Here is a 24,141-nt window from a genome sequence, read left to right on the forward strand (position 1 = left end):
AGTGTATTCATTATAAAAATATCTACAATGATTCAATATTTAAAATATTATTAACAAATACGCACGAATCAATGTAAGAGTTCTTTTTGAAGCAATTGTCCGATCTTGCCTTTTTCAGCGAATTGCTGCGCCATGAAAGTCTGGCCAGTGCCGCCATGGCCTTTGATGTCACACCGCCTGCCGTTAGCCGTCGCCTGGCTGCATTGGAAAAGCGGCTGGGTGTGCGCCTGCTGCACCGAAGCACGCGACGCATTGGTTTAAGTGCCGAGGGCGAACGCTATTTGTTGGAAGGGAGCAATATTCTTCGTCAAATTGACGTGCTGGAAGCCACCTTGCGTGCCGGGCAAGACACCCCGCGTGGCCTGCTGCGGGTGAATGCCAGTTTGGGTTTTGGCCGCAAACACGTGGCCAATGTGGTGTCGGCTTACCATGCTGAATTTCCGGCCGTGGAAGTGATACTGGAATTGACCGACCACCCCATTGATTTGATCGAGGGTGGCTTTGATTTGTCGGTGCGCTTTGGGGAGCCGCCCGACCAACGATTGATTGCCCAGAAGCTGGCCAGCAACCGGCGCATATTGTGCGCCGCGCCTTCGTATTTGGCGGTGGCCGCTGGCGAGTTGAACACGCCTGCCGACCTGACCCGCCACGATTGCCTCGTGATTCGGCAAGAGAACCACACCTTCAACAACTGGCAGTTGCGCAGCGGCAAGCAGGAAACCACCGTGAAAGTACACGGGCCAGTGAGTTCGAACGACGGCGATGTGTCTGTGCAATGGGCCCTGCAAGGCAAGGGCGTGTTGTTGCGTTCTGAATGGGACATTCAGCAAGAACTAAAAACAGGCGCGCTGGTGCGCGTGTTGACCGACTGGGCGGGCGCACCGGCCGACATATTTGCCGTGTGCCCCTATGCCAACCCCATGCCCGCCAAAACCCGTGAATTCATTCGGGTAACCCGCGAGGTGCTGCCCAGCAAGGCGGGGTTTATTGTTTAGTTATTTGTTCACCGCCACACCCAATTCCATCGGCACGGTTTTTTCATCGCTTGCTTTGGTTTCTTTGGGTGCATCGGTTTTTACACGTTCGGCTGGCACGCCAGCAGCAGCAAGCCCAGTGCTTACCACTTGTTGGCGCTGCGTGGCCAGGGCTTGCAATTGCGCGGTGCTTACGTCTTCCGAGTCTTGCAGTTTTTGAGCAAGCACTGCATAAAAGTTTTTGTCTTTCAGTGCGTTCACTTCAGAATCGCTTAACTCGCGCGTGTCTTTAAACAAGTTGGTAATTTGCCCCAGCGCTTTGCCAGCAAGGCCTTGTTCAAGCTTGCCCGGGTTGGCTGTTCTGAAGCCTGTTTTCAGCGAGGCCAATTCACCGCCGCTGAACCGTTTCTCAAACAGGGCTTCCAGTGCTTCTTGAGTGGTTTCACTGTTCAAAGCCAAGGGGCCTGGGTTGTCACCGGCTTGCAATTTCTCGCCAGCTTGTGTGGCCACCGCACGGCGCATTTGCAAATTTTGAATGGCTGTTTTGTCGGCAGGTGCCCATGTGCCTTGTACGGTTAGCGCCAGGTTCGGGCGGGTGGTTAATGCTTCGCCCAGTTTTTTCAGGCCTTCACGTTGTGAGGGGCTTAGCGTGTTGGCACCCGCGGTGAATTCAATCTTGCCCAGTTCATCGGCATCGCTACCGCCAAACAAGGCGCCCAGCGCGCGAAAAGGGGCGGTCACAATTTTGGTGAGCACATTGCCAAGGGCCTTCCACACAATGGCCCCGTAGCTGAATTGCGGGTCGTTCAAATCGCCGGTAATGGGCAATCCCAGATCAATGCGGCCGTTGCTGTCTTCCAGAATGGCAATGGCCAACTCCAAAGGCAGGTCTCGGCCTTGCGGGCTTTGTACGCGCTCACCCAGTTTCAGCTTGTCCACAATCACTTGGTTGGTGCTGTTCAACTTCTGGTTTTCGATTTGGTAATTCAGGTTCAGCGACAACTTGCCCGATTCAATTTTGCGGTTTGCAAACGTGCCGGAGTACGCGGTCAGGTTGCTCATTTCGACGTTGCTGAATTTCACCGCAATGTCCATGTAAGCGGTGGGATCAAGCAGGTTGACTGTGCCTTGCGCATCGGCCTCGCCGAATTCGTCTACTGCACCTTTCAGGGCCAGCTCACCGCGTGTGCCGGGCTTGTTCGACAAACCATTGGCCACACCTTCAAGGCTGTGAATGCGTGTGCCAAACGGAATGAACAGCGATTCGTCTGCAAAGTCCAACTCGCTGTCGGCAATCGCAAAGCGATCAATGTTCACTGCAAATGCAGGGGGCGAGTTGTCGGAGGATTTTGCGGGTGCAGTTGTTTGTTCCGCTGCAGTTTTCGGTTCTTCCTTGTTCACCAAAATACGGCTGATGTTGGTCGATTTGTCTTTCGCAATCAGCAGCGCAGTGTCCAGCCCTTCAAGTGTTAACCGTTGAATGTTCAAGCCTTGGGCATTCACGCGCAGGCCGGGTGTAAACAGCTTTTTGAATTCCAGAAACGAGTTTTTCGTGCCGGTTTCATTCAGGCGCAAACTTGCCACGGTGAGGCTGCCCACATAGCCTTGTTCCTTGGCGTTGTAGGTGGCTTTGCCTTTGGTGTAAATGGCACCGTTTGCAAGGTCCAGTTTTGCAAACTGACCGATGAAAGGCTGCGCGGGTTTCAGTGCCAGAGCATTTACTTCCACATTCATTTGCGTGGCGGCGGTGCTGGGGTTGATTGTGCCGTTCACTGCAATGCTGCCGCCACTGGCTACATTCAGGCTGGCTTTCAGGGGCAGGTTTTTCGAAAGGTCTTGCGTAAGGCCGCTTGTTGAAACCGCAATGTTGTTCAGGCCAATGTTCAGCGCAGGGCTCACGGTTTGGTCTTGAATGTTGGCTTGAATGCCAGAAAGGTCGATGGTGTTGACGGCATACGTCCAAGGTTTGGATTCATAGGCAGTTTCGTTGTCTGCCTCAGCTTGTTTTGCCGCTGGCTTGGCTGGGGGAATCCAGTCGTTAATCGCCGCCATCAAATCAAGCTCGCCCTTGGCGTTGCGCTTCACATTCACTTGCCCGCCTTGCACAGTGGCGCTGTTTACCTGTGCATGCTGCTCATTCAAGTCCACCGCAATGGGGCCCACTTCAATGATGTTCAGGCCAATGGCTTTGGCCTTGTTGCCGTGGTTCAGTTGCAAGCCTGCCAGCACAATGCCAGCCAACTCGGCCTTGTTGGTTTGCAAATCAAAGCTTGCGTTGTTGATGTTCAGCTTGTCGAATTGGGCTGCTGCGGCCGCGCCTTGTGGCTTGGCAACAATGTTGAATTCGCGCACTTCTGCATTGATGTTGTTGATCAATACCTTGGGCGGAATTTCCTCGCTGGCGTCTTTCAGGTTTACATCAAAATTCAAAGCCAGGTCGGCACTGCCAGCCGGTGGGGCTGTGGGTAGCAATGGGGCCAGCAACGGTCCCAGCTTGGCAATATTCAAACCTGTGAGTGAAAACTCACCCACCGCAGAAGGGTCGGCCAGTTGAATTTGCGCGCGTAGTTTCAACTCAGCATCCAGGCCGGTGACTGCATTCAGAACAAAGTCACCATCGTTTTCTGAACGGGTGGCCAGGTCGCGCAACTCCAGGTTCAGCGGCGTGATGGTGGTTTTCAGGCCATCGGGTTTGCGGCGGTCTTCGAAATTTACCGCTGCATCGGAAATCAGCAGGTGGCTAAGCAAAAAGGCCGGTGGCTCGGTGTTTTCTTCTTCCTCGGGCTCGTCGGTTTTAAAGGCATCCAGCAGGGCGGTGAAGTTGTTCTTGCCCTCGGGCAGCAGGGCCACATTCAGGTTCAGGTTTTTCAGGTCGATTTGATCCAGCGCAATTAGCCCGGTGAACAGGTCGGTGCCCGACACATCGACAAACAAATGCTCGAATGACACAAGCTGCTCGCCTTCCGGCGTGGCCAGGTTCAGCTTCGGGATTCGCACGGTCAGCTTGAAGGGGTTGATCTCGGGCAGGCCCATGTTCAACGCATGGCCCGAACGCTCAAGCACCTGTTTTTCAGCTTGCCAGTGCACCAGGCGTGGCAGGCCAGCCCACGCAAACAGATAGAAGAACACAACGATGGCAAGTGGAATCAACAGCGCTTTGCTGCGCAAGATTTGAGCGAATTTCATTTTTAGAGTACGTGGAGGTGCTGACATACCGCCAGTATCCTAGATCCCAGCGCTGGTGTACACTAACGCCTTCTCGCGCGGCTGTAGCTCAGTGGATAGAGTATTGGCCTCCGAAGCCAAGGGTCGTGGGTTCGATCCCCGCCAGCCGCGCCACTTCATTTTCCTTCAAAAGCGTCTCCAGCCGGGGTTCTTGCGAATTTGAGTCAATTGAAATTCCAACGGGCCCAAAAATTTTGTGACCATGTTGTGACTACATTGTGACCAAAATTATGGTCACAAGCTTTGCGAGGAGTATCGGCTTGCAAACTGGTCACGCTTTGGTCACAAGCTCAGCTTTCTCAAATGCATCTGACGAGATTTCTTTATCTCGTGTTGCCAAATTGTCAGATGCTAATTGAGTTAAATCAGCTTCATTCAATTCAAAAAGATTGTCGGCAAATTCAGCGATTATTGATTCGTCGATTCAATTTCATCCGTCACAAATTCCGCGATTTCATCTAAGCGGCAGTTGAAGTATTTGCATAAGCGATCCAGGTTGTCCGTCACTGTGTTGTATCCACGATGGTGCAGCATTTTGGATAGCGTTGCTCTGTTTATAGAAGTTGCCTCTGAAACCTCCTTGAGAGTCACTCTCTTGCCCTCTTTGAATTGCTTTTCTGCCATTCGTTCCTGTAAATAAAACCTGATCATTGAAAATATCTCCTTATGAAGGTCAATTTTAATTGACATTCGTTGAGTTGTGGTGTAAATTTAAATCAACGTATGTAATTAATACGTGACATTTGAAACTCAAAAGAGGAATTGCCCATGAACACAAACTTTGCTGTCAAAACTTTTGGTAAGACCAAACATGCTCCAGCAGTGCAGGTACCTACTGCAAGTGACACTGCGAAAAATTCCGAGGTGACTTATCTAACCACTGAAGAACTTTCCGCAAGAATTAAATATGACGTTCGAACCATTCGCGATCGTCTGAAAGATTCTGTGTTGCTTGAGGGGCGTCATTACATTCGTCCGTTTAATGGCCGAAAAATTCTTTTCATTTGGGAGGTCATTCAATCCGACATGATTCGATTTGCCCAACTGAATAACAGTTCGCCAAGGATGTAAGGAGGCGTCATGGGAATTATTCGCGCAAGAAAAGAGACGGGCAATCTTCAGATTGATTTCTATTATCGCGGCATGCGCTGTCGGGAACAAACGCAGTTCAAAGACGAACCAAAAAACCGCAAGAGACTTGAAGCTTTATTAAAAAGTATTGAGCTTGAAATCAAGTTTGGCACTTTTGAATATCGACGTTATTTTCCTGAAAGTAAATTACTGAGGAAAATCGAAGCCCTCGAAACTCAACAATATCAACCCGCCTCGCCAATGGTTTCCGTTCCAATGGCCAACCAATCGTTGCGCCAAGCGATTGAGAATATTTCTTCAGCGGGTCATCCCACCTTCACTGAATTTGCTCAGAAATTCATTGAAGAAAATGAGTCGCTTTGGAAGCGCTCGAACATTCGCACCAAGCGCGACATCTTGGAAAAGTGGTTGATCCCACAGTTTGGAAAGAGGGTGATCAGCAGTATCACCAAACAGGACCTTCTGGAATTTCGCTCAGTTCTCGCCAAAGCCCCGGGCAAAAAACCAGGAACAACAATGTCAGCTTCACGGATCAATCATGTGATGACGTCTGTGAAACAGGTCTTAGATGAAGCCGCTGATCGATTCAACTTTACCACTCCGTACCAGAATATCAAACGGATGCGGATCAAAAAGACGGATGTCACGCCCTTCACCATTGAAGAGGTGGAGATGATCATAAAGTTCTGCCGCGAAGATTTTCGGGATTACTTCACGGTGAAGTTTTTCACGGGCATGCGCCCGGGAGAAATTCATGGGCTGAAGTGGAAGTACATCGATTTTGAAAAGCGACTGATCACCATTCGCGAAACCATTGTGGATGACTATGAGGAAACGCCAAAAACGGCCGATTCCAACCGAGATATCCAGATGGCACCACAGGTGTATGAGGCTCTCAGAACCCAATGGGAAGTCACTGGCAAAAAGTCGCCCTATGTATTTGCCAACGGCAACGGTGGGCCGCTAACCAACAGCAATATGAGTAACCGGGTGTGGTATCCCATGCTGCCCTCACTGGGGTTAAAACTTCGTACGCCGTACCAAACCCGGCACACCTTCGCCACGTTGATGCTGGCCGCAGGTGAATCACCAGAATGGATTGCATTTCAGATGGGACATTCGTCCACAGAAATGCTGTTCAAGGTGTACTCACGTTACGTACCCAATTTGACCCGTCGTGATGGCTCAGCGTTTGAGCGGATGTTGGCTGCGAACTTGGGGCCAGGTGCGGCTCCTCCTGTAGTTGCACCTGTGGTTCATTCGCCTGCGGCGGCGGTGCCGAAGACAGCCGTGTCGGCGAAAGCACAGGCGGATAAGGCCTCAAATGTCCCGGCTCCTGAAGTTACGCCCGCCGTCACACCCGTCATTACACCCGCAGTCGATGTAAACCCAGCTTCCAAAACTGCCATTCAAAACCCCTGGCTGCAGATGTTTGAAAGCTACCAAAGTAATAACCCACAAGGAGAATAACAATGAAAATCCATAGACTTGTACCCAGTTTTGATAGCCGCAGCACCCAGGCCCGAATCTACAAAGCACATGACGCCCTTGGGTCCCGAATGCGCGATGTGGCCATGCCCGAAAGCATTTATATCCGTCGCAATCAGGGTTCGCCATTTAAAGGTGCATTGGAAGGGTTGAATGAGCCGCAGTTTGCCAAGTATGGATCAGATATCAGTGTGTCCAAACGTGGCTTTATCGCAGAGAACACTTATGAAGATGGTGTGAATTACGCCAAAGTGGCATTGCCTGTGTATTGCTCACTGCGCAAAAGCTACAAAGGCATGTTGTTTGTCAATCTGGCACACCGGGGCGCTGACACACTTAGCGATTACAGTTCGCTTGAGATTGACACACGCGTGTTGGATTGTGCAATGAAAGTCGGCGATTACTACTGGGTCACCACAATGATCCCATCGCACAGTGGCTTGGATTGCAATCCATTTGACTACGCCCAGGCAGTGCTTCCGGCCACCTTGCAGCAATCTGGTGGCGATGAGGTAATCGACACTTCAAGCCTGTGTGGATTTCTCAGCGAGGTGTTTCGATTTCTTAACCCCGAAGACCGCGCGCTGTATCTGGAAATCATGGGGCAGGGCAAGCGCTTCAACAAATTCCTGAAATATGCAGCTTCCACACGCAGCCACCACAACCAAGAGCATGGGTTGCTGTTGCACACCGCAGAGACTGTTGCAAATGTCCTGCTCAAGGCCTTAGCCACAACGCCAGAGGAACGTGCATCTAGCAAGCCACCATTCGATTTGAGTCTTACTCTTCTGGCCGCTCTGTTGCACGATGCGGCCAAGGTCGATGAGTACTACCGCTTGGCTCCCCATGTGTATTCAACCAACTTGAATTGTGAACTCTTGGGGCATGAACAAACCATGCTCAAGTGGATTGCGGTGGCCTGCGTTGTATCTGGATGTTATCCAACCGATCGTGAACTACAACTGGAGCATGCCATCTGTGCTGTCAAAAAACAGCACGATCAATCTGGGGCTCGAAAACGCAAAACACCAGAAAGTTTTGTATTGCATGAAGCCGATTGCGCCAGCGCGCGGGCTTTCGACAAAGGCGAGACCAGTGTCTTGCTTGCCCACCAATTTGCTCAGGGAGAAGCAGCATGAGTAATAGACGTTTTAGAGATGGTACAGACAGGGGTGCTCGTATGTTGAGCGAAACAATGAGATCACAAATTTTCCGCGAATCAGATACAGATCCGATCTGGAATGAGTATGTGTATGTGGGTGCAGCCAATATTCTTGTCCCCCGTAAACGGAAAGAAGAAACGTTGGACAAGCTGCGCATGCTGGAGCGTGATCGGTTTGTAACACAACTTTCAAGCCCAGATTTTCAACAAGATCTTTGGGACTTCGTGGACTCTGAAGAGTTTGAGTATTTGAGAAAGAAGTGGCTAGCAAATTCGGAGAATAGTGACCATCGTGCCTTTAAAGATCAAATCGATGAAGAAGTTCATGTGCTGAAGGTCCTGAGCAATGCTGAGGATTTGAAAGCCCCCAGTGATTCCAAAACTTTCCTTTCACACGTCGAAAGCTGCATGAGCGATATCGATGAATACAGTGCGATGCATGAGGGAACGGTTCGATTGTTCACTGCGAAATCAGTCATGAACTTTGTTGAAGAAATTGGTGAGGACAGCGATCGTATAGCGCGGGCATGGCGCATGTTTGTCCACATGGCCAAATTCAACGGATTCAGAAAAATTATCAAGCAAAGCATCGAGCTTGAGGAAAGGTTGAAGTTGCTTCGTGAGCAATTTCCAAATTTCGCGCATGTGGTTGATCACGTGATTGGACAGTTGCGCGTATGGCCCTTGAAACAAGAGAATAAACAGCGGCTCAAACCCCTTAATCTTAATGGTCCCAAGGGAACGGGCAAAAGTGCTTTTGCCAAGGCATTGGCTGAGGCACTTAATACCCGCTATGACTATGTGAACATCGCCTCCACATCCATGGGGGGAGTGTTAACGGGTATCAGTAACAAATGGGGTAATGGGCAAGCAGGCCTGATTTTTTCATCAGTGGCCAGAAGTGAAACCGCATCGCCTTTGATCTTGCTCGATGAAATTGATAAGGCCGACAGGAACTCTCAATTCCCAGTTGAGGGCGCGTTGCTGGCCTTGCTTGAGCCGCAAACATCTCAGGAATTTCACGATGAATTTGGCAACCTTCAATTTGATGCGTCACGGATCATCTACGTGGCCACAAGCAACGATGCAAGCTTGATTTCGGATCCGGTCAGATCGCGCTTTGACACATTCGAGATCAGTTACCCCAACCGAAATCAGCGAGAGGTGATTATCAGCAATATGCTGAGAAAGTCTTATATGAACATCCGATTTTCGCCAGCCGCAATCAGTTTGATGGCTAGCCAGGATGTTGATCTGCGTAACTTACAGAGCCTGCTGGACAAAGTAGTTAGGCAACACGTTGATACCGTAATGAATCAAATGGTACCAAGCAGCGCCAAGGCGTCAAATGGCATTGAAGGTGAACACGCTACACAGCAGGCCAATGAGGGGGTCTCCTCTTCATTGCACGGTGAGCAGGTTATCGACGAATTGACGGTACGGATTTGTTTGCAGGACCTGGGTTGCAAGACCAAAGCCCATTTCGGGTTTGTGGAGGTGTAAGCCATGACACTGATTAAATACTGTGAAGATGGCATTCGTCACGTGGACTATTGGTCCGTGCTTAAGGTGATCAATGATCATGAAGTGACCTACCGCTTGTTGTCGTCTACCGTTGATGACGATGTCTTTGACCGGTGGCGATTGAATTCCGGGATTATTGATTTCACCCTCGAACAGGGGTTTGTGGACTTTCATGGATACTCAGGATCAGTGTACCGATGCAGGCTTAAGGATGAGATGCTCAATCCGATCATGGCCAGTATGTTGGCTCAATGGCAAGACAGATTTGAGAACCCAAACTATTCAATTAGAGCCATCGGCTTTGATCAGTTTGTGACCGAGTGGGAAACCTACAAATTAAAGTGGAATTGAAAAGATGGACACACAACAAGAAGAAATCACATCGATTCCCAGAGCCAATGTTTTGGTGATTGATTTAGAGGCAACGTGTTCAAACGATGAATGCATCACTGGCTCGAATATGGAAATTATTGAGATTGGTGCATGTTGGGTAAATCCTGAAGGGGAGATTCTCGACACGTTTCAAAGCTTCGTACGCCCTGTGGTCAATAGAATTCTGACACCCTTCTGTACCGAGCTCACTACCATCACGCAGGACGAAGTGGATGGGGCACCAACCTTCGATCAAGTGGCTCCTCTACTTCAAGAATTCGCTGTCAAGTATCTTGAGGAGAACAGCATTTGGACGAGCTGGGGCAATTACGATCGAAGCCAGTTTGAGCATGACTCGGCTCGCCACGGTGTGGAAAATCCCGTGGCTCATCTTCCGCATGCGAACCTGAAAAAGATCTTTGCCAAGAAGCGAAAGATTAAACGGGTAGGAATGATGGGTGCACTTCAAATTGCTGGGATTGAGCACACGGGAGCGCATCACCGGGCACTGGATGACGCGATCAATATTTCGAAGTTGCTAAGGGTGGTTTTGTAATGGCCACCAAGCGGATGCCTATCTTTAACCAAGATTTCCGTTTGGAAATTTCGCCGGATACTCCATGAAAAGTTATCAATTCTCAGCTCTGCGCATGGCGCTCGTGGTGTTTGGAGATACCAGAAAAGTGAGGTCTTGGATGCATAAACCGAAAAAGGCTTTTGGCGATAAAAGCGCCTTTGAGGTCATGGAAACTGCTGAAGGATGTGAGCGAGTCAAGGAACTTCTAAACCAAATAGATCATGGGCTTTGTTCCTAGATTTAATTATTCGCATTCAGTGATTTATTAATCGTCCTAACTTAATCCAAGGATGATTCGAACTCAGCGGCGTGGCGTCTAAGTGAGATCAAAGCAGACTGTATTGGTGTACATCTAATTACCTGGGCGCGCAGAAGTTTGTGGTTGGCTGGCGTGGGTATTGCAGCCATTTCACTGGTAACACCTTTCATCAGCACCCGTATTTTCGAAAAGTGGTTTGCCGTCAATTACTTCTTTTTATTGATGCCTATTCCATTGGCAACCCTTGGCTTGTTCTTTATCGCGGATCGCACATTGCGTCGCCTGCCAAGCCGGTTGAGTTCGGGCAATGAGTACGGTGCATGGGTGCCGTTTGCATGCGCGGTCGGTGTGTTCTTCCTGTCGTTCCATGGCCTGGCCTACAGCCTTTTTCCCCACCTGGTATTGGACAAAATCGATGTATGGCAAGCCGCAAGTCACCATGATTCATTGGTGGTGATCTTCTGGGGTGTTGACCTGCCCCGGATTTTTCGATCCAACGTTACTTAACTACAATTGTCTCTCAACGCAGTGAGAGACGAAATGAAACGAGCCCGATTCAGCGATGAACAGATTGTTCGAATCCAGAGAGAAACTGATAAAGACACCGTAGTGGAAGTGGCCAAACGCCACGGCGTAACCGTTGTGGATGAATACACTCAGGAATGTTTGGCAATCGATGTGGCTGGCAGCATTCGTTCGAAACGAGTCATTGATGTGCTTAGTAGGCTGATCAGTGTGCGAGGAGCACCCAAGTACCTCAGGAGTGACAACGGTCTGGAATTCGTGGCTACCAAGCTCTTGGAATGGGCTGTGCAAGAGAAACTTGAAAGCGTGTTAATTGATCCGGGCAAACCATGGCAAAACGGTACCAACGAAAGCTTCAACGGTGAATTCAGGAATGAATGCCTGTCGATGGAGTGGTTTCGAAATCGACTTGAAGCACGGGTAATTATTGAAGACTGGAGACAGCATTGCAATGCAGTCAGACCGCACTCCAGTTTGAACTACCTGACTTCGAATGAATTCGTGGCAGGATTGAAAAGCGATTTACCAACCGAGACCAGAAAGTTAAGTTCTCAGTGGTAGGAAATTCCAGGGCAGGTCACTAGGAACATCACTCCTCGACAATTTTTCTGAATTCAATCCGAAGAAAAGTCGGATCATTAGAAATCAGATGGAACAGGTGAACTAAGTGAAACAGACAACGACTCCCACCGATTCAAGTCGCGCAAAGGTCGTTCTAAGCGAACTGACAAAGGGGAAAATATTGGACTCTCAGCGGTGGAAAGTATCGAGTGCTGATTGACACTTTAAAAACCTCGGGTGGTTCACCAGTAGATCAAACCATCAATTAACGGGTCAAGACCACGCTTTGACAGTCCATGGAATCCACATTCACAGTTACCGTATTTAAATCGACACCCAGTACCTGTAACAAACCATCGAGAATATTGCCTACCAGTCCGAGGATCGGGCTTAACACGGGATCAAGCGCTTTGAGCAACACATCCACTAATCCGTTGACAGTACCGGTGATTAAAGGCCCTAACAGTGGCAGATCAATACCTAAGTTTAACTCGATATTCTGCAACAAATTGCTCAGCGTTTCACCCACGCTTAAATCGATGATTTCACTAAAGGGCGCAACGCCATCGAAACTGTATTGAACGGGATCAGAGCGTAAGCTGATTTCCGCAGCCAAGGTAACACCGGCATTCACCAAACCCAGAAGATTCACATTTAGAATATTTGCGGGCGCGCCACATTCCAGCGACCCCACGGTGGTGTTCAAGTTACTGGCACTGTCAGAAATACAAACTTCGGTCAAGGCAGGGACCACTGTCATCACCATATTGTTGGTTGAACGGGGATACCTGCATGTCAGTTCATTTACCTCGGCCAGGCCACCTGCCACACGCAGTTGAAGCCCCAAATCAAGCGCACTCAAATTAATCAGTGGCAAGTTAAGATTCAAAAGCTGGCGAACACGCACATCCAACGCCACCTGCGCTGTTCGGCCAGTGGCGATTGGGTCTTTGTAAGGCATTTTCCGGCCGACAAATATCTGTGGGGCTTCCAGAATATTCACTCCTACATCCAGATTCAGTAATCCCGATGAAATGGGCAGCACATAACCTACGCCTTCAACTGCGTTAAGCAAAGTGACTTGCGCCAACTGACCCAGGTTAACGTCCAATGTAGTGTTGGTTCGGCCCGATAAATCGAGAGCCAAGATATCGCCCACAGACACATTGACATTGTTCAAAGGTCCACTCAAGGCACTCAGAACGCCTCGGACTTCCATTTTGTCGGCTTCCTCCGCGTTGCCCAGCAACAAGGCCTCTTGCAGCAAACCCAAAGCCGAAATCTCTAGCGACAACAACTCATTAACACTAAGAGCGTCTAGGCCAATTGCCAAATCCAGTAAGTCCACGCGAATGTCGCTGCCCAGCAAACTGCCCCACTGGGCCACATTCAAATTGATTGCACCGCCACCCAGTGCGGTCAGCAAGCCATTCAACAGAGCAGATTGATTGGTGTCTAGGCTGAGCAAGCCACTTGATACAGATCCCACCACAGTTGGCGCCACTGTGGCCTCAGCCAGCACTGTGACTTCACGATTTGGCAAAAAAACCAGCAAACCATTGACCGGTCGAACAATAGTGACCCTGCTGGTAATGGAGTTGTCGCAATCATTGGTGGGTGCATCGTCAATAATGCACTCAATGGTCAAATCGTCGTCTTCGCTCACACCGTTGGCCAGGGCAATGGCCTGCGCCTCGGCAAACTCGGGGCCATTGGACATTTGACGGGCAGCAGTCAAGGCAACCAGATCAGCAACACCTTGCAAGCGGGTTTTTTCCCAAGCTATGTGCCCCACCGCCAAAACACCCATGGCTCCAAGACTCATGGTGAGGACAAACACCGTCAGAATTGAATAGGCGCCGCGTTGTGATTGCTGTGAATTTAGCTTAACCATCGTTCGGCTCCACACGTGTAGTGGACTCTGCTGACAAATTCTCAGGCAAAGGAATGAAGAAGGAGTTTCCGACCAGGGGGTTACTGCTGTAGTTGGGATAATCAAGACGTACCCGCAGGCAGGTTGAATCGCCGCAAGCAAAGGAATTTACCGAGGGCACCACGCTTTCCCGAAATGAGCCGACGTAAGTTGGTAACAAGTCTTCCAGAGCGTCTTGCGCAAAGCTTTCATAATCACCAACTGCAAACCCGCTGCGGTACACCGTGGCTTGTCGCGCCGCTTCACTGGTGGTGTTGTTCATGATCAGCATGGCTCCCAACAACACCGAATACTCGACAATCGCGAAAATCACAGCCAGCAAAATGGGCAGTGTCAGCACAAGCTCAATCATGAGCGCGCCTCGCTGACGTAATTTGGACAGGGTTTTCATGATGGGATTGTCTTTGTCGAATGGGTTAGTCAAAAAGTGTTAACCAAAACATTACCTAATCACTTTGCCATTCAACACTGAAAACAATAGGAAAAATAGAGTAAATTTTACCCCCTTATTTGTGTAAAAGAAAAATATTCCAGTAATGTTTCAGAAACATAGATCTTATAGCGACCCAAGATCGAGACCCAATCACACAATTGAGCAGTGCTCTCAATACTAGTAGTTTATGTGCTTTTTACTTACAAATTACTGCTTAGTTGAGGATTGAAAAAGTACAAATACTGAATTGGGCCCAAGTTTTGTCTCTGACAGATATTGAGCTTAACTTTTACCACCAGACGTGTGTTGTCGACCACAGACGAAGTTAACCTCCTTAGCAGCTTGACAAAAATCAATTGAACGATTGGTTGAATTCGGTTTACATTTTCAGTACTATCAATGTTAATTGTTGTAAACATAGCTTCTTTTCTCACGTATTGTTTCGTTGGAAAGTAAGTAAAATTTCTAAAAACAACCAGTAAAACTCACGACAATCAAAGTCGGGCGCACAGCGACCCTGCACAGTCGGAGCGAGGAGACAGACCAATGGTGTTTTTTCAGCAAAGCTCCCTTCGGAGAGCGTGTGCAGTCGCGTTTTCAGTAATGGCGTTTTCACTTAGCCATCAAACTTTTGCGGGTGGTACAGCCAACGACAACCAAAGTGCGATGGGGATCGCCACTGCGGGTGCAGGCCAGGCGGCGGAGGCTTCAGATGCCTCTGTGATCTTTTTTAACCCGGCTGCGCTGACACGTTTCAAGCGCATTGAAGTTTTGAATGTGGCGAGTATCGCCACTTTTGATAACGACTACACCTCCAGACAAAACAATGACGGTCCGCCCACGGATAACGGGCGTGAGGGCTCAGCCGGCGAGTTTTTTTCCAGAAAAGATGGCACTGACTCTGCATTGTTTATTCCTGGATTGTTCGTGGCCATTCCGGTCAGCCCCAAGCTGGTAGTGGGTTTCAGTGCATCGGGCTCACATGGCCTCTTAACCCGTTATCGGGAAGATTTTCCTGGTCGAGGTGCAGGTCGCGAAAGCGACCTGAAGATAACACGCTTGAACTTGGGCTTCGGCTATAAGCTAACCCCGACTCTGTCGATTGGTGCCAACGGCTCTTATGAACGTTATTTTCAATCAATCAAAATTCGTTTGAATTACCGAGATGCAGTAAGCAAGTTGGGACCTCCTGGAACGACCGCACTTCTCGATACTTTAAACGCGTCAGGGCTAGCGCCCCCTATCCCAGGCGAAACGGACGCGAAGTTGAGGATCTTGGGTTGGGCCTTAAATGCCCAAGCTGGTCTGCTGTGGGAGCCAACGGATCGCACACGAATTGGTGCCTCCTATCGACCAAAGACACGCTTCAATGGCAATCAAGGGGAACTGACCATCAATGAAAATGCAGATACGGCGGCCTTCCGCGAGTTTCTAAATGGCGGTTTGATTGCGATTGGTGGTCCGCTGCTTGGGGTGAACGGCCCGCAAGCGGCTGGAGATCTAGAACCACAGCAGCAAGCTAGACAACGCACAATTTTTCCAGATGAGTTCCGTATTTCCCTGTTTCACCATTACAGCCCGAAACTCGACTTAATGGCCACTTACACATATCAAGATTATACCGAGACATTTTTACGCTATGAGCGTGTGAGTAATGGCCGTGTCATTGAAGACTTACCTCAAGATTTCAAAGTAGCTCAAGCGTATAGAATCGGTCTGAATTACAAACCTTACAAGCGACTAACATTGCACGCTGGCTATGGTATGGAAAATGGTGTGGTCGGCGACGATCTACGCGTTCCTATATTACCTGATAACGACCGTCGCTTTTACGGACTTGGGGCAAGCTTTACACCAAGCAGAGATACTACGGTCACTCTGGCTTTCGGTATCATTGATGTGGACGCAGGTCAGGTAGGAAATAATACTCAGGTCACTCCTATTGAAGTGTCTGGCGGGGAATTCAAAGGCATCGCTGACCTGGATGCCGAATTCTTTTCGCTAGGCTTTACCCAAAGATTTTAAGAGATGTGGTCCAGCACAACTGAACAGTTTAGATATGTATAAATTGGGACATAAAGGTATGTATGCAATTTACGGGTTGTACCGGGATTCCCCATTCATGGATACGCGGCAGTCGTGTCGCGAGTTGATCCCGCAAAACTACGCAGTATGCATACGACACTTGCGAGCCCTGAAGCTCAAAATGGATCTTTCGGTTTTGGCTCCGTAGTTAGGCACCAACCGGCGCGAAGCCCTCCATAAGGTGTTTTCTCCTTGTTGCGCAGACTGGTGATTCGTCGCAGCAAACGGGTTTGGGCACGGGGCAACACAAACATACTTGTGGCCCGAGGGAACACACAGCAGGGTCTTTGGGTACCATGCCTGCTAGTTACAAGTGATAGGTTGTATAGGAGTCGCTACACAACCACGTTTCGCCGCAATCGGCTTTTCAACTAAAACTGAAAAAATACGGTGGGTGTTATTTCAGAATTTAGTGATCATGTTCATGACGAGCTGGACATCCTCTTGTACTACGTAAGCCCCCAGCAAACCCGTCTTGATTAGTTCGCTGGTTTCCAGTTGTGCGGCAGCAATTCATTGATCCTGCTGTACGGCTGCGTGGGCAGGCGGTCCATCACATCCTTTAGATATTCCAGCGGGTTCAGGCCATTGAGTTTGGCCGATTGCACAAGACTCATGATCGCTGCATTGCGTTGGCCTGAGCGCAGGCTTCCGGCAAATAGCCAGTTCTTGCGACCCACTGCGATGGGGCGAATCTGGTTCTCCACCCAGTTGTTGTCTATCGGCGTGTGTGGATCACCCAGGAATGTGGTGAGCGCATCCCAGCGTTTCAAGCTGTAATCAATGGCCTTCATCGTGCCCGACCCGTCGGGCACCTTGATCTTGTGGTCGAGCAACCATTGTCGAAGTTTGTCCATCAACGGTTTTATATCTGCTTGCCGTCGATGTCGTCGCTCATCAGGTGGCATGTCTTGCAACTGTGCTTCAACTGCATAAATGGCGTTGAATTGTTCCAGGGCGGCTTGGGCAATGTGGCTCTTGTTGGCAGCAAACAGTTCGAAGAACTTGCGCCGCGCGTGCGCCATGCAGCCTGCTTCCGTAATTTGGTTGTCTTTGATCAGGGCTTTGTAGCCTTGGTAATCATCACAAATCAGCGTGCCACTCCAGCCATCCAGAAAGGCCTTGGCATGTTGACCGCTTCGACCTTCTGCAAAGTCAAACACCACTGCTTTGATGTCAGCATGTTGCGTAGTGGCATAGGCCCACAAGTAGGCTTTCTTGGTGGTGCTGTTTTTATCCTTGGCCGCTCCGTTCAGCATGGTGATGGGTGTTTCATCCGCATGCAGCACGCCTTGTTTCAGGATTTCTGTGCGCAATGCATTCACTAAGGGCTGCAAAGCTGCGCCACACTGGCCTACCCAGGAACCCATGGTGCTGGCCGATAGTTTGTAGCCAGTGCGGTCAAACATTTGTTCTTGCCTGTACAGCGGCAAGTGGTCTGCAAACTTGTTCACCAGCACTTGGGCCAACAAGTTGGTGGTGGCCATGCCCTTGTCGATCACATGCGCGGGCACTGGGGCTTGAATCAGGGTTTCGCACCTATCACACACCCACTTGCCACGGATGTGGCGCTCTACGCTGAAGGTGCCAGGGTGGTGGTTCAACTTCTCAGAAACATCTTCACCAATCCGCTTTAACTGGCAGCCACATTTGCACAGGGTTGAATCAAGTTCATGGCGAATTTCTGTACGGGGCAGCTCGGGTGGCAGCGCTTTGCGCTTGGGCTTGAGGTTTCTGCTAACGACTTCTTTGTCTTGCTCGGGCAGCTTGTCCAGTTCTTCCTGCTCAATCTGAGCAGTGTCGCCGTCGATTGTTTCATCAAACAAGTGCCGTTGTTCAACTGTCAGGGATTCAGCCTTCTTGCTGAACCGGAACCTTTTGTGAAGCGCCAGTTCGAGGGTGATCTTGGAGATGACAGCGTCTTTGTACTTCACCACCACCTGAAGCTCGGCGTTCACAGCCTGAAGATTTATATTGCTAGCTCGAAGCTCAAGGGCCTCCACCTGCAATACCGAGTTGGCTTTGATTTGTCCCAGTAGCATCGCCTGCAGTTGGTCTGCGTCCATCTTGGCAATCTGTTCTGGCGTGGGGCTTGAGGTCATGACGCAGATATTGCCACACACCATCCACGCCAACTATTGGCAATCTTGCCAATTGAAATTCAGAGATATTTGATGCTGGAATATTCGCCGAGACGCTGCCAGGGTAGCCCTACAATCAGCGCGTTGAATTGTTCAGTGGACAGCGTGACCGATGAGCCTAAATCAGCACTCTTGCCCCAATTAAAACTACCTTTGTGCAGCCTGCGGCTGCACAGCCAGACTCCAAAGCCGTCATGCACAATGACCTTCATTCGATTGGCACCACGGTTTGTAAACAAATAAGCGTGGTGGGCCTGAGCAGCACCAAACACGGCAATGATTTGATTCATCAAAGTGTCCATGCCACAACGCATGTCGCAGGGTGCGGTGCTCATCCAGATTGCGTCCACACGGATCAACGCAACACCTCGCGAAGCACTTGGCCAAGTTCAGTGATCTGCAATGAATCCAATTTAAACTGAATGTGGAGATCACCGCGAGCGATGTTGACTTCGACGCGTTGGCTGTTGCTCGCTGGCGTGTGAGTGTCACGAACGACGCTGGATTCAATTCGAACAGGAACAAAAGCTGGCGGGGTGATCAAAGCGCCAGACTCTTTGACCCACCGACGAAGCAGGTTAGGGTTCACACCGTGCGCCACGGCCACGCCGGAAACTGAGGCGCCAGGTTCAAGCGCAAGCCTGACCAACTTCGATTTGAATTCAGGTGCTCGATACACACGAACGGGACGTTTCGGGGTAGTTTGAAGTGCACTCATGGTGTCCACCAAGAAATGGAGTGGACACTATGGTCGCCGTTCAGAACCAGTCATTTCAAGATGGGTTTGCTGGGGGCTTACTGTACTACCAACATCCAGAGGTTTGAAAGTTTGCTCTAAGTGAGGACATCTCTATTCATCTTATTATTCTAGGATAACTAACGATTCTTGTAAATTTAGTTGAACCTACCTACTCAAATAGTATTTTTGCGAAGAGCTAGAGGAGAGCGCCCAAAGTGACGCTTGCAGAATCTGACTAAAGTGGCCTGTTCGGAAAATCCTACCATCGAGGACAGGTGAGTCATAGGAATTTCCGTCTCGGTGAGATATCGGAGCGCTTCTTGACAAATGATCTGTGTTTTTATTTGATCGAAAGAGGTGCCTTCATCAGACAAATGCCGTTGCAAAGTTCTTGGGTGAATCGCCAACAGGTTAGCAACGGCAGATTTGTTGCACACTGTTTTCCCAAGTATTTTTTTGATTACTTGGGCTGTCCTCGCTGAATAAGTTCCACGGAGGCTTCGGAAATTGGTTTGAATGTGTAGGTCTACGATGTGACTAAGCTCAATATTGGGCTTATCGAGCCGAGTTTCCAGAGTCGAATCACTTAAGAGTAATGCTGCTCTGTCATGATCAAACTCAACAGGAGCACCAAAGAATCGATTGTAAACTTCATGGTGATTTCTTGGGCTATGTGGCAATATTGCTTTGATCAATTGATAATTTTCACCTGCTAGAATTTTTATAAAACGATGAAGATTGCTCAGGCAAATGTCTAGGGTTTGTGCGTGAAGCGTTGGTTTTTCCAGATTAATCGAAATGCTTATCCAAGTACCTGATGAAGATCTTTGGGTCATTGAGGGCTCTGGAAAGCTGTCAATCGCAATTGCCGGACTCATAACGTCAATATGTTTCGCTGCGTACTCTACCGCTTGACGTACTGTGGGCAAATTGCTGATTACCAACGAAAGCGGGCCTAGAATACTTATATCGTGATACGGCGACATGTTCAATCCGAGGCAAGGAAGATTCTTTGCTCTAGCAGCGTATTCGAGCATTTTGGCAAAGTCATCCATCGAGATGAACTCGTTGTCCTGATTCGCAAAGTCCAAGTTGAGTCCAAACTTCGAGGCAATTTCGCGAGCATCACTACCACCGCTGTTTAATACCTCGAGAAATCCCAACATGGCAGTCGATCTAAGCAAAAGTCGCATTTGTCTCCAAAGGTCAAAAAATAGTCTCTTATAGTCAAGAGTATATGTTTTTACCAATGTAATAATCAAAATAAATATTAAAAAAAATCATATGGAGACAACTTCGATGAAATTCATTACTCAAATCAATGACAAGAAATTTTGGATGATTTTGCTTGCGAGCTCAATCAGCGCTTCAGTTAACGCGCAACAGGATAGTCAAAAGTTGTGCGTATACGATCTTCTAGGAGCGGCAGGAGATATTTTTGCCATGGCTAAAGATTACGAGGTTGCGTCCAAAGCGTGGGGTGGAAATGTCAAAATTCATGCCTACACGGACGAGCGAATTGCGACCCAAGACTTCATTGCTGGTGAGTGTGACGCAGTATTTGCAACAGGTTTCCGCACTCGCCAATTCAATTCTACGACGGCGGCAATTGATTCTCTAGGAGCATCCTCAATCGTAAAAGACGGCAAGGTGGACATGAATGCCAGTTATGAAGTTGTACGTCGTGCAATTCAAGTATTCTCGTCGCCCAACTCCACAAAAATTGCGACCAATGGAAAATTCGAGATCGCTGGAATCATTCCCTTCGGTACAGCTTATCCGGTACTTAATGACAGAAAAATCCAGACAGTCGAGGATCTTGCTGGAAAAAAGATCGCTGCTTTTGATTACGACAAGGCTCAGGCGGTCATGATTCAAAGGATTGGAGCTCAGCCTGTTTCCGCGGATATTACAAACTTTGCAAGCAAATTCAATAACGGTATCGTTGACATGATTGCAGCGCCTGCAGCTGCATACAAGCCACTAGAACTCTATAGAGGTATTGGTAACAAAGGGGCTATAAATCGCTTTCCAATTGTTATATTAAGTTATCAAATGGTCATTAACACCAGCAAATTTCCTGCTGGCTTTGGACTTGAGTCGAGAAAGTATTGGCTCGGGCAATTTGAGCGTGCCTTGAAATTGATTGTTCGGGCAGAGCAAACAATTCCCGAGAAAACATGGAGTGACCTTACTCCTGAAAACATGATTAAATACACGATCATGTTGAGAGAAAGTCGAGGGTCAATCGTAGAGCAAGGTATCTACGATAAGCAGGGCTTGGTCATCATGAAAAAAATCCGATGTAGTGTGAATCGTGCGGATTCCGAATGCACTCCTGACAGCAAGTCGTTCTAATTTTTGATTTCCCGACCTTCACGGACCAGCCGCTAAAAAATAGCCGAGATCTTTTGGCTTTTAACTTCTCACGAAAGTTTAGCGGCTCTAGAACATCTCCGAGATTCAAATCGGCTACATCAAATGGCATATACAAAATGAGCAATAGAATGCTGTGTAGTGCAGCCTTGAAGCCGCTGACTGTCGGTGCGTTAGCGGCAATGCAAATTTATCTTTTAATCTGTAACAAAGCCTATGCAGGAGGTACCGCATTTGATGCTACTTCCATCAGTTCGATGGGAAGCGCAAATGCGGGGATGGCCGCCGAAGCGGGCGACGCATCTGTTCTATTTGCGAACCCTGCGGCATTGACTCGACTTAAAAGAGCTGAAGTCGTACTAGGCGCAGCGTTTGTGGGGATCAATACGTCTTACATATCCGGCCAAACGCCTGATGGATCTCCTACGAACAGTGGCACAAGCGGTAGCGTAGGACAAGAATTCAACAGGAAAAAAGGATATGACTCGACAGCACTTGCGCCTAATCTGTACGTGGCAATTCCAATTACCGAAAAATTAGTTGTTGGCTTTGGCGGGGGGGCCTCTCATGCGCTAATTGTTCGCTACGATGAAAACTTTCCAGGACGCAATCAAGGCCGTGACATTGACTTTAAAGTTAGCCGGGCCAATGTCGGGTTTGGTTATAAGCTCACTCCAAGCCTATCAGTTGGGGCCAACGGTTCCTATGAGAGATATTTTCAATCCCTCAAACTAAAGCTGAATTACCGGGATGCCGTTGACGGTTTATTGGACAATGGGTCCACATTGCTGGATGGGCTTAATGGGCTTGGGCTTGCGCCGCCGATTCCTGAAGAAGCAGATTTAAGTCTGCGGATGTTCGGCTGGGCCTTCAACGCACAGGCAGGTGTGCTTTGGGAGCCCACCGAAAATACGCGAGTTGGTATTTCTTACCGCCCAAAGACCAATTTCACCGGTATGCGCGGAAAACTTAAGATACAAGAAACTGCTGAGGGAGCTGAATTTAGGGAATTCCTAAACGGAGGACTGATTGGTGCGACAGGTCCTATCCTTAATGTGAATGGACCTCAAGCTGCGGGAGACCTGCTTCCTGAGCAACGAATCAAGCAAGATATCACTTTGCCCGACGAACTTCGCTTCAGCGTTTTCCATCATGCGAGCCCCAAAATTGATCTTATGGCCAGCTATACACGTCAGGACTTTTCGGTGACCAAGCTTGAATTTATACGAGAGTCGAACGGACGTGTATTGCAAGACATTCAACAAAACTTTGTAGTCGCAAACAGTTACAGGCTGGGGTTGAATTACAAGGCCTTCAAACGTCTCACATTAAAAGCTGGCTACGCAGTTGAGAATAGCGTAATTGATGATGAAACTCGAATTACGCTTTTACCTGACTCAGACAGACAATACTTTGGCTTGGGAGCACAATTCGAGTTGCGAAGAGATACCACACTGAATGTCTCATATATGAAACTAGACCTAGAGCCTGGTTCCACTGGCGCGAATGGGCAGGTCAACCCTGCTGAGGTTAGAGGGGGTGACTTTCAAGGTACAACAAAACTTGATATCGACTTTTTTGGTGTAAGCGTCACAGAACGATTCTAAAGGACAATCATTAAGATGATTAGGATACAAGAACTGAAAAACAAACTCTTAGCCATTGGAAGCGCAGCAATACTGACAGGCTGTTCTAGTATTCAAGGTGGAATCACAAACTTTGCTATTGGTATCGTGGAAGATCGAGTTGTGCCACCTATTCTTGAGCTGAATGATGTCGATATGGGTTGTGAGTTTGCCACAAGTGACTTCCCGTTAATTTCAAGTGCCACGAGAGCGTTTTACGGCGATCCAGCATTATTAGAATCATTGTTGTACACCACATCTGCAGTGTGTTCTGAAAAGCGCTCTGTAGATGAGGAGCTTCGATATCTGCGAGCCACACGTGCTAATCAAATTTCAGATGCACAAGACGCGCGAATCGCACAAAAGCGACTCCTTGAGATTACCGCTAGACGACAGTTCTCAGCATTTAAAGTTATGCGCAACCACCTAGAGAGAAAATATGATTTCCAATATGGTGGCGAAACCTGCCCTGAGTTCGAGCGGGACTATGATGAGCTTACCTACATTTTAGGAACAGTAGCTGGATTGCAGGCGGTGATAAATGATATTGCGGCGCAGCAAATGGTCGGCGTGCCGACTGATATTGCCCCTTTGTCTGAGCGCGCCTTGAAATGTGTTTCTAATACAAAGTGGTGGGGCGTTCCCTTGGCAGCAAGAGCTGTTGTATGGAATATTTTGCCTGGTGGGGCTGAAGGTAAAGACGTTTGGGGTAGCTTTAACCGTTCAATGTTGATCGGTGAGAGAAGTGGTGTTCGATTGGCGCATGTAATGTACGCAATATCGGCACAGGCGGCGGGGGATGAACAACGCTTTAGGGACGCGACAAAGCGTTGGGCTAGATCGCAAAATTTCAAACCTAGCAAGCCATATCGCTTGGTAGAAGATATATCAACACTTACGATGACCAATCTATCAGATCGATATTGGTCAGCAAACATCGGCACACGTACACCGATTGCTTCGATTGGGGATTACTGGGATGAATCACAACCTGCTGTCCAAGGTATCGATTTGGACGATTTGCTTAAATGAAAGCTCTTAAATACTGCA

The 24,141-nt window shown here is 48.8% G+C and carries 20 protein-coding genes, 1 tRNA gene and 2 pseudogenes; 15 read left to right on the forward strand and 8 right to left on the reverse strand.

Annotated elements, in window-relative coordinates; genetic code table 11:
• Positions 1 to 86 precede the first annotated feature (86 nt).
• Positions 87 to 995, forward strand: a complete 909-nt coding sequence (locus tag P0D43_RS03440) for a LysR family transcriptional regulator (RefSeq protein ID WP_394673245.1) — start codon at positions 87 to 89, stop codon at positions 993 to 995.
• Here the strand turns inward: P0D43_RS03440 and P0D43_RS03445 are convergent, their stop codons facing one another.
• The gene (locus P0D43_RS03445) at positions 996 to 4,187 is read right to left on the reverse strand and encodes a DUF748 domain-containing protein (RefSeq protein ID WP_394673246.1); all 3,192 of its coding nucleotides are present in this window, start codon (positions 4,185 to 4,187) and stop codon (positions 996 to 998) included.
• Between the two features lie 50 nt (positions 4,188 to 4,237).
• On the opposite strand from P0D43_RS03445, the gene P0D43_RS03450 reads away from it, so the two are divergent.
• A tRNA-Arg gene (locus P0D43_RS03450) sits at positions 4,238 to 4,313 on the forward strand.
• 294 nt (positions 4,314 to 4,607) lie between these two features.
• On the opposite strand, the gene P0D43_RS03455 is transcribed toward P0D43_RS03450, so the two are convergent.
• Positions 4,608 to 4,850, reverse strand: a complete 243-nt coding sequence (locus P0D43_RS03455) for a helix-turn-helix transcriptional regulator (RefSeq protein ID WP_159569474.1) — start codon at positions 4,848 to 4,850, stop codon at positions 4,608 to 4,610.
• 213 nt (positions 4,851 to 5,063) lie between these two features.
• Between P0D43_RS03455 and P0D43_RS03460 the strand changes: the two genes are divergently transcribed.
• The 9 genes and pseudogenes from P0D43_RS03460 to P0D43_RS03500 form a co-directional block, all read left to right on the forward strand.
• Entirely contained in the window at positions 5,064 to 5,270 is a 207-nt protein-coding gene (locus P0D43_RS03460) for a hypothetical protein (protein ID WP_159569741.1), read from the forward strand.
• 9 nt (positions 5,271 to 5,279) lie between these two features.
• Positions 5,280 to 6,761, forward strand: a complete 1,482-nt coding sequence (locus P0D43_RS03465; protein ID WP_394673247.1) for an Arm DNA-binding domain-containing protein — start codon at positions 5,280 to 5,282, stop codon at positions 6,759 to 6,761.
• 2 nt (positions 6,762 to 6,763) lie between these two features.
• The gene (locus P0D43_RS03470) at positions 6,764 to 7,918 is read left to right on the forward strand and encodes a hypothetical protein (RefSeq protein WP_159569478.1); all 1,155 of its coding nucleotides are present in this window, start codon (positions 6,764 to 6,766) and stop codon (positions 7,916 to 7,918) included.
• The gene (locus P0D43_RS03475) at positions 7,915 to 9,444 is read left to right on the forward strand and encodes an AAA family ATPase (RefSeq protein WP_394673248.1); all 1,530 of its coding nucleotides are present in this window, start codon (positions 7,915 to 7,917) and stop codon (positions 9,442 to 9,444) included. Before P0D43_RS03470 ends, P0D43_RS03475 begins: the two co-directional genes overlap by 4 nt.
• A gap of 3 nt (positions 9,445 to 9,447) precedes the next feature.
• Positions 9,448 to 9,816: a hypothetical protein gene (locus P0D43_RS03480; protein ID WP_159569482.1), complete on the forward strand. Its 369-nt coding sequence runs from the start codon at positions 9,448 to 9,450 to the stop codon at positions 9,814 to 9,816.
• A 4-nt stretch (positions 9,817 to 9,820) separates the two neighbouring features.
• Complete coding sequence (locus tag P0D43_RS03485; RefSeq protein WP_159569484.1) at positions 9,821 to 10,393, forward strand: 3'-5' exonuclease; 573 nt, start codon at positions 9,821 to 9,823, stop codon at positions 10,391 to 10,393.
• Positions 10,394 to 10,487: 94 nt separating this feature from the next.
• Entirely contained in the window at positions 10,488 to 10,652 is a 165-nt protein-coding gene (locus P0D43_RS03490; RefSeq protein ID WP_371717161.1) for an MbcA/ParS/Xre antitoxin family protein, read from the forward strand.
• Between the two features lie 78 nt (positions 10,653 to 10,730).
• A pseudogene (locus P0D43_RS03495) lies at positions 10,731 to 11,180 on the forward strand (cytochrome d ubiquinol oxidase subunit II); the annotation flags it as partial.
• 126 nt (positions 11,181 to 11,306) lie between these two features.
• Positions 11,307 to 11,759, forward strand: a pseudogene (locus P0D43_RS03500) (integrase core domain-containing protein); the annotation flags it as partial.
• A 265-nt stretch (positions 11,760 to 12,024) separates the two neighbouring features.
• On the opposite strand, the gene P0D43_RS03505 reads toward P0D43_RS03500, so the two are convergent.
• Positions 12,025 to 13,653 (reverse strand): pilus assembly protein TadG-related protein, encoded by a 1,629-nt coding sequence (locus P0D43_RS03505; protein ID WP_159569489.1) that lies wholly within the window; start codon positions 13,651 to 13,653, stop codon positions 12,025 to 12,027.
• The gene (locus tag P0D43_RS03510) at positions 13,646 to 14,116 is read right to left on the reverse strand and encodes a TadE/TadG family type IV pilus assembly protein (RefSeq protein WP_159569491.1); all 471 of its coding nucleotides are present in this window, start codon (positions 14,114 to 14,116) and stop codon (positions 13,646 to 13,648) included. Before P0D43_RS03510 ends, P0D43_RS03505 begins: the two co-directional genes overlap by 8 nt.
• A 555-nt stretch (positions 14,117 to 14,671) precedes the next feature.
• On the opposite strand from P0D43_RS03510, the gene P0D43_RS03515 reads away from it, so the two are divergent.
• Positions 14,672 to 16,150 carry an OmpP1/FadL family transporter gene (locus tag P0D43_RS03515; protein WP_236550829.1) on the forward strand — a complete coding sequence of 493 codons (1,479 nt, stop codon included), beginning with the start codon at positions 14,672 to 14,674 and terminating at the stop codon, positions 16,148 to 16,150.
• 539 nt (positions 16,151 to 16,689) lie between these two features.
• Here P0D43_RS03515 and tnpC read toward each other — a convergent pair.
• The 4 genes from tnpC to P0D43_RS03535 form a co-directional block, all read right to left on the reverse strand.
• Entirely contained in the window at positions 16,690 to 18,312 is a 1,623-nt protein-coding gene (gene tnpC / locus P0D43_RS03520; RefSeq protein ID WP_201301507.1) for an IS66 family transposase, read from the reverse strand.
• A 59-nt stretch (positions 18,313 to 18,371) separates the two neighbouring features.
• Positions 18,372 to 18,686: an IS66 family insertion sequence element accessory protein TnpB gene (tnpB, locus tag P0D43_RS03525; protein ID WP_256366127.1), complete on the reverse strand. Its 315-nt coding sequence runs from the start codon at positions 18,684 to 18,686 to the stop codon at positions 18,372 to 18,374.
• A gap of 20 nt (positions 18,687 to 18,706) precedes the next feature.
• A complete protein-coding gene (locus tag P0D43_RS03530) occupies positions 18,707 to 19,069 on the reverse strand; it encodes a transposase (RefSeq protein WP_159572444.1) in 363 nt (120 codons plus the stop codon).
• A gap of 194 nt (positions 19,070 to 19,263) precedes the next feature.
• On the reverse strand, positions 19,264 to 20,256 hold the full coding sequence (locus tag P0D43_RS03535; protein WP_159567877.1) for an AraC family transcriptional regulator: 993 nt from the start codon (positions 20,254 to 20,256) through the stop codon (positions 19,264 to 19,266).
• 133 nt (positions 20,257 to 20,389) lie between these two features.
• Here P0D43_RS03535 and P0D43_RS03540 point away from each other — a divergent pair, with 133 nt between their 5' ends.
• The 3 genes from P0D43_RS03540 to P0D43_RS03550 all read left to right on the forward strand — a co-directional run bounded on the left by P0D43_RS03540 (position 20,390) and on the right by P0D43_RS03550 (position 24,123).
• Complete coding sequence (locus P0D43_RS03540) at positions 20,390 to 21,448, forward strand: putative solute-binding protein (protein ID WP_159567878.1); 1,059 nt, start codon at positions 20,390 to 20,392, stop codon at positions 21,446 to 21,448.
• A gap of 137 nt (positions 21,449 to 21,585) precedes the next feature.
• Complete coding sequence (locus P0D43_RS03545; protein WP_236550757.1) at positions 21,586 to 23,073, forward strand: OmpP1/FadL family transporter; 1,488 nt, start codon at positions 21,586 to 21,588, stop codon at positions 23,071 to 23,073.
• A 15-nt stretch (positions 23,074 to 23,088) separates the two neighbouring features.
• Positions 23,089 to 24,123 (forward strand): hypothetical protein, encoded by a 1,035-nt coding sequence (locus tag P0D43_RS03550; protein ID WP_159567879.1) that lies wholly within the window; start codon positions 23,089 to 23,091, stop codon positions 24,121 to 24,123.
• Positions 24,124 to 24,141: the final 18 nt, after the last annotated feature.

Source organism: Limnobacter sp., from assembly GCF_043511195.1.
Classification (GTDB): domain Bacteria; phylum Pseudomonadota; class Gammaproteobacteria; order Burkholderiales; family Burkholderiaceae_B; genus Limnobacter.

Coding starts and splice junctions, on each gene's coding strand:
- P0D43_RS03445 (WP_394673246.1), bottom strand. CDS start 4,187: ATGTCAGCACCTCCACGTACTCTAAAAATGAAATTCGCTCAAATCTTG.
- P0D43_RS03455 (WP_159569474.1), bottom strand. CDS start 4,850: ATGATCAGGTTTTATTTACAGGAACGAATGGCAGAAAAGCAATTCAAA.
- P0D43_RS03465 (WP_394673247.1), top strand. CDS start 5,280: ATGGGAATTATTCGCGCAAGAAAAGAGACGGGCAATCTTCAGATTGAT.
- P0D43_RS03470 (WP_159569478.1), top strand. CDS start 6,764: ATGAAAATCCATAGACTTGTACCCAGTTTTGATAGCCGCAGCACCCAG.
- P0D43_RS03475 (WP_394673248.1), top strand. CDS start 7,915: ATGAGTAATAGACGTTTTAGAGATGGTACAGACAGGGGTGCTCGTATG.
- P0D43_RS03480 (WP_159569482.1), top strand. CDS start 9,448: ATGACACTGATTAAATACTGTGAAGATGGCATTCGTCACGTGGACTAT.
- P0D43_RS03485 (WP_159569484.1), top strand. CDS start 9,821: ATGGACACACAACAAGAAGAAATCACATCGATTCCCAGAGCCAATGTT.
- P0D43_RS03490 (WP_371717161.1), top strand. CDS start 10,488: ATGGCGCTCGTGGTGTTTGGAGATACCAGAAAAGTGAGGTCTTGGATG.
- P0D43_RS03505 (WP_159569489.1), bottom strand. CDS start 13,653: ATGGTTAAGCTAAATTCACAGCAATCACAACGCGGCGCCTATTCAATT.
- P0D43_RS03515 (WP_236550829.1), top strand. CDS start 14,672: ATGGTGTTTTTTCAGCAAAGCTCCCTTCGGAGAGCGTGTGCAGTCGCG.
- tnpC (WP_201301507.1), bottom strand. CDS start 18,312: ATGACCTCAAGCCCCACGCCAGAACAGATTGCCAAGATGGACGCAGAC.
- tnpB (WP_256366127.1), bottom strand. CDS start 18,686: ATGAGCACCGCACCCTGCGACATGCGTTGTGGCATGGACACTTTGATG.
- P0D43_RS03530 (WP_159572444.1), bottom strand. CDS start 19,069: ATGAGTGCACTTCAAACTACCCCGAAACGTCCCGTTCGTGTGTATCGA.
- P0D43_RS03535 (WP_159567877.1), bottom strand. CDS start 20,256: ATGTTGGGATTTCTCGAGGTATTAAACAGCGGTGGTAGTGATGCTCGC.
- P0D43_RS03540 (WP_159567878.1), top strand. CDS start 20,390: ATGAAATTCATTACTCAAATCAATGACAAGAAATTTTGGATGATTTTG.
- P0D43_RS03545 (WP_236550757.1), top strand. CDS start 21,586: ATGAGCAATAGAATGCTGTGTAGTGCAGCCTTGAAGCCGCTGACTGTC.
- P0D43_RS03550 (WP_159567879.1), top strand. CDS start 23,089: ATGATTAGGATACAAGAACTGAAAAACAAACTCTTAGCCATTGGAAGC.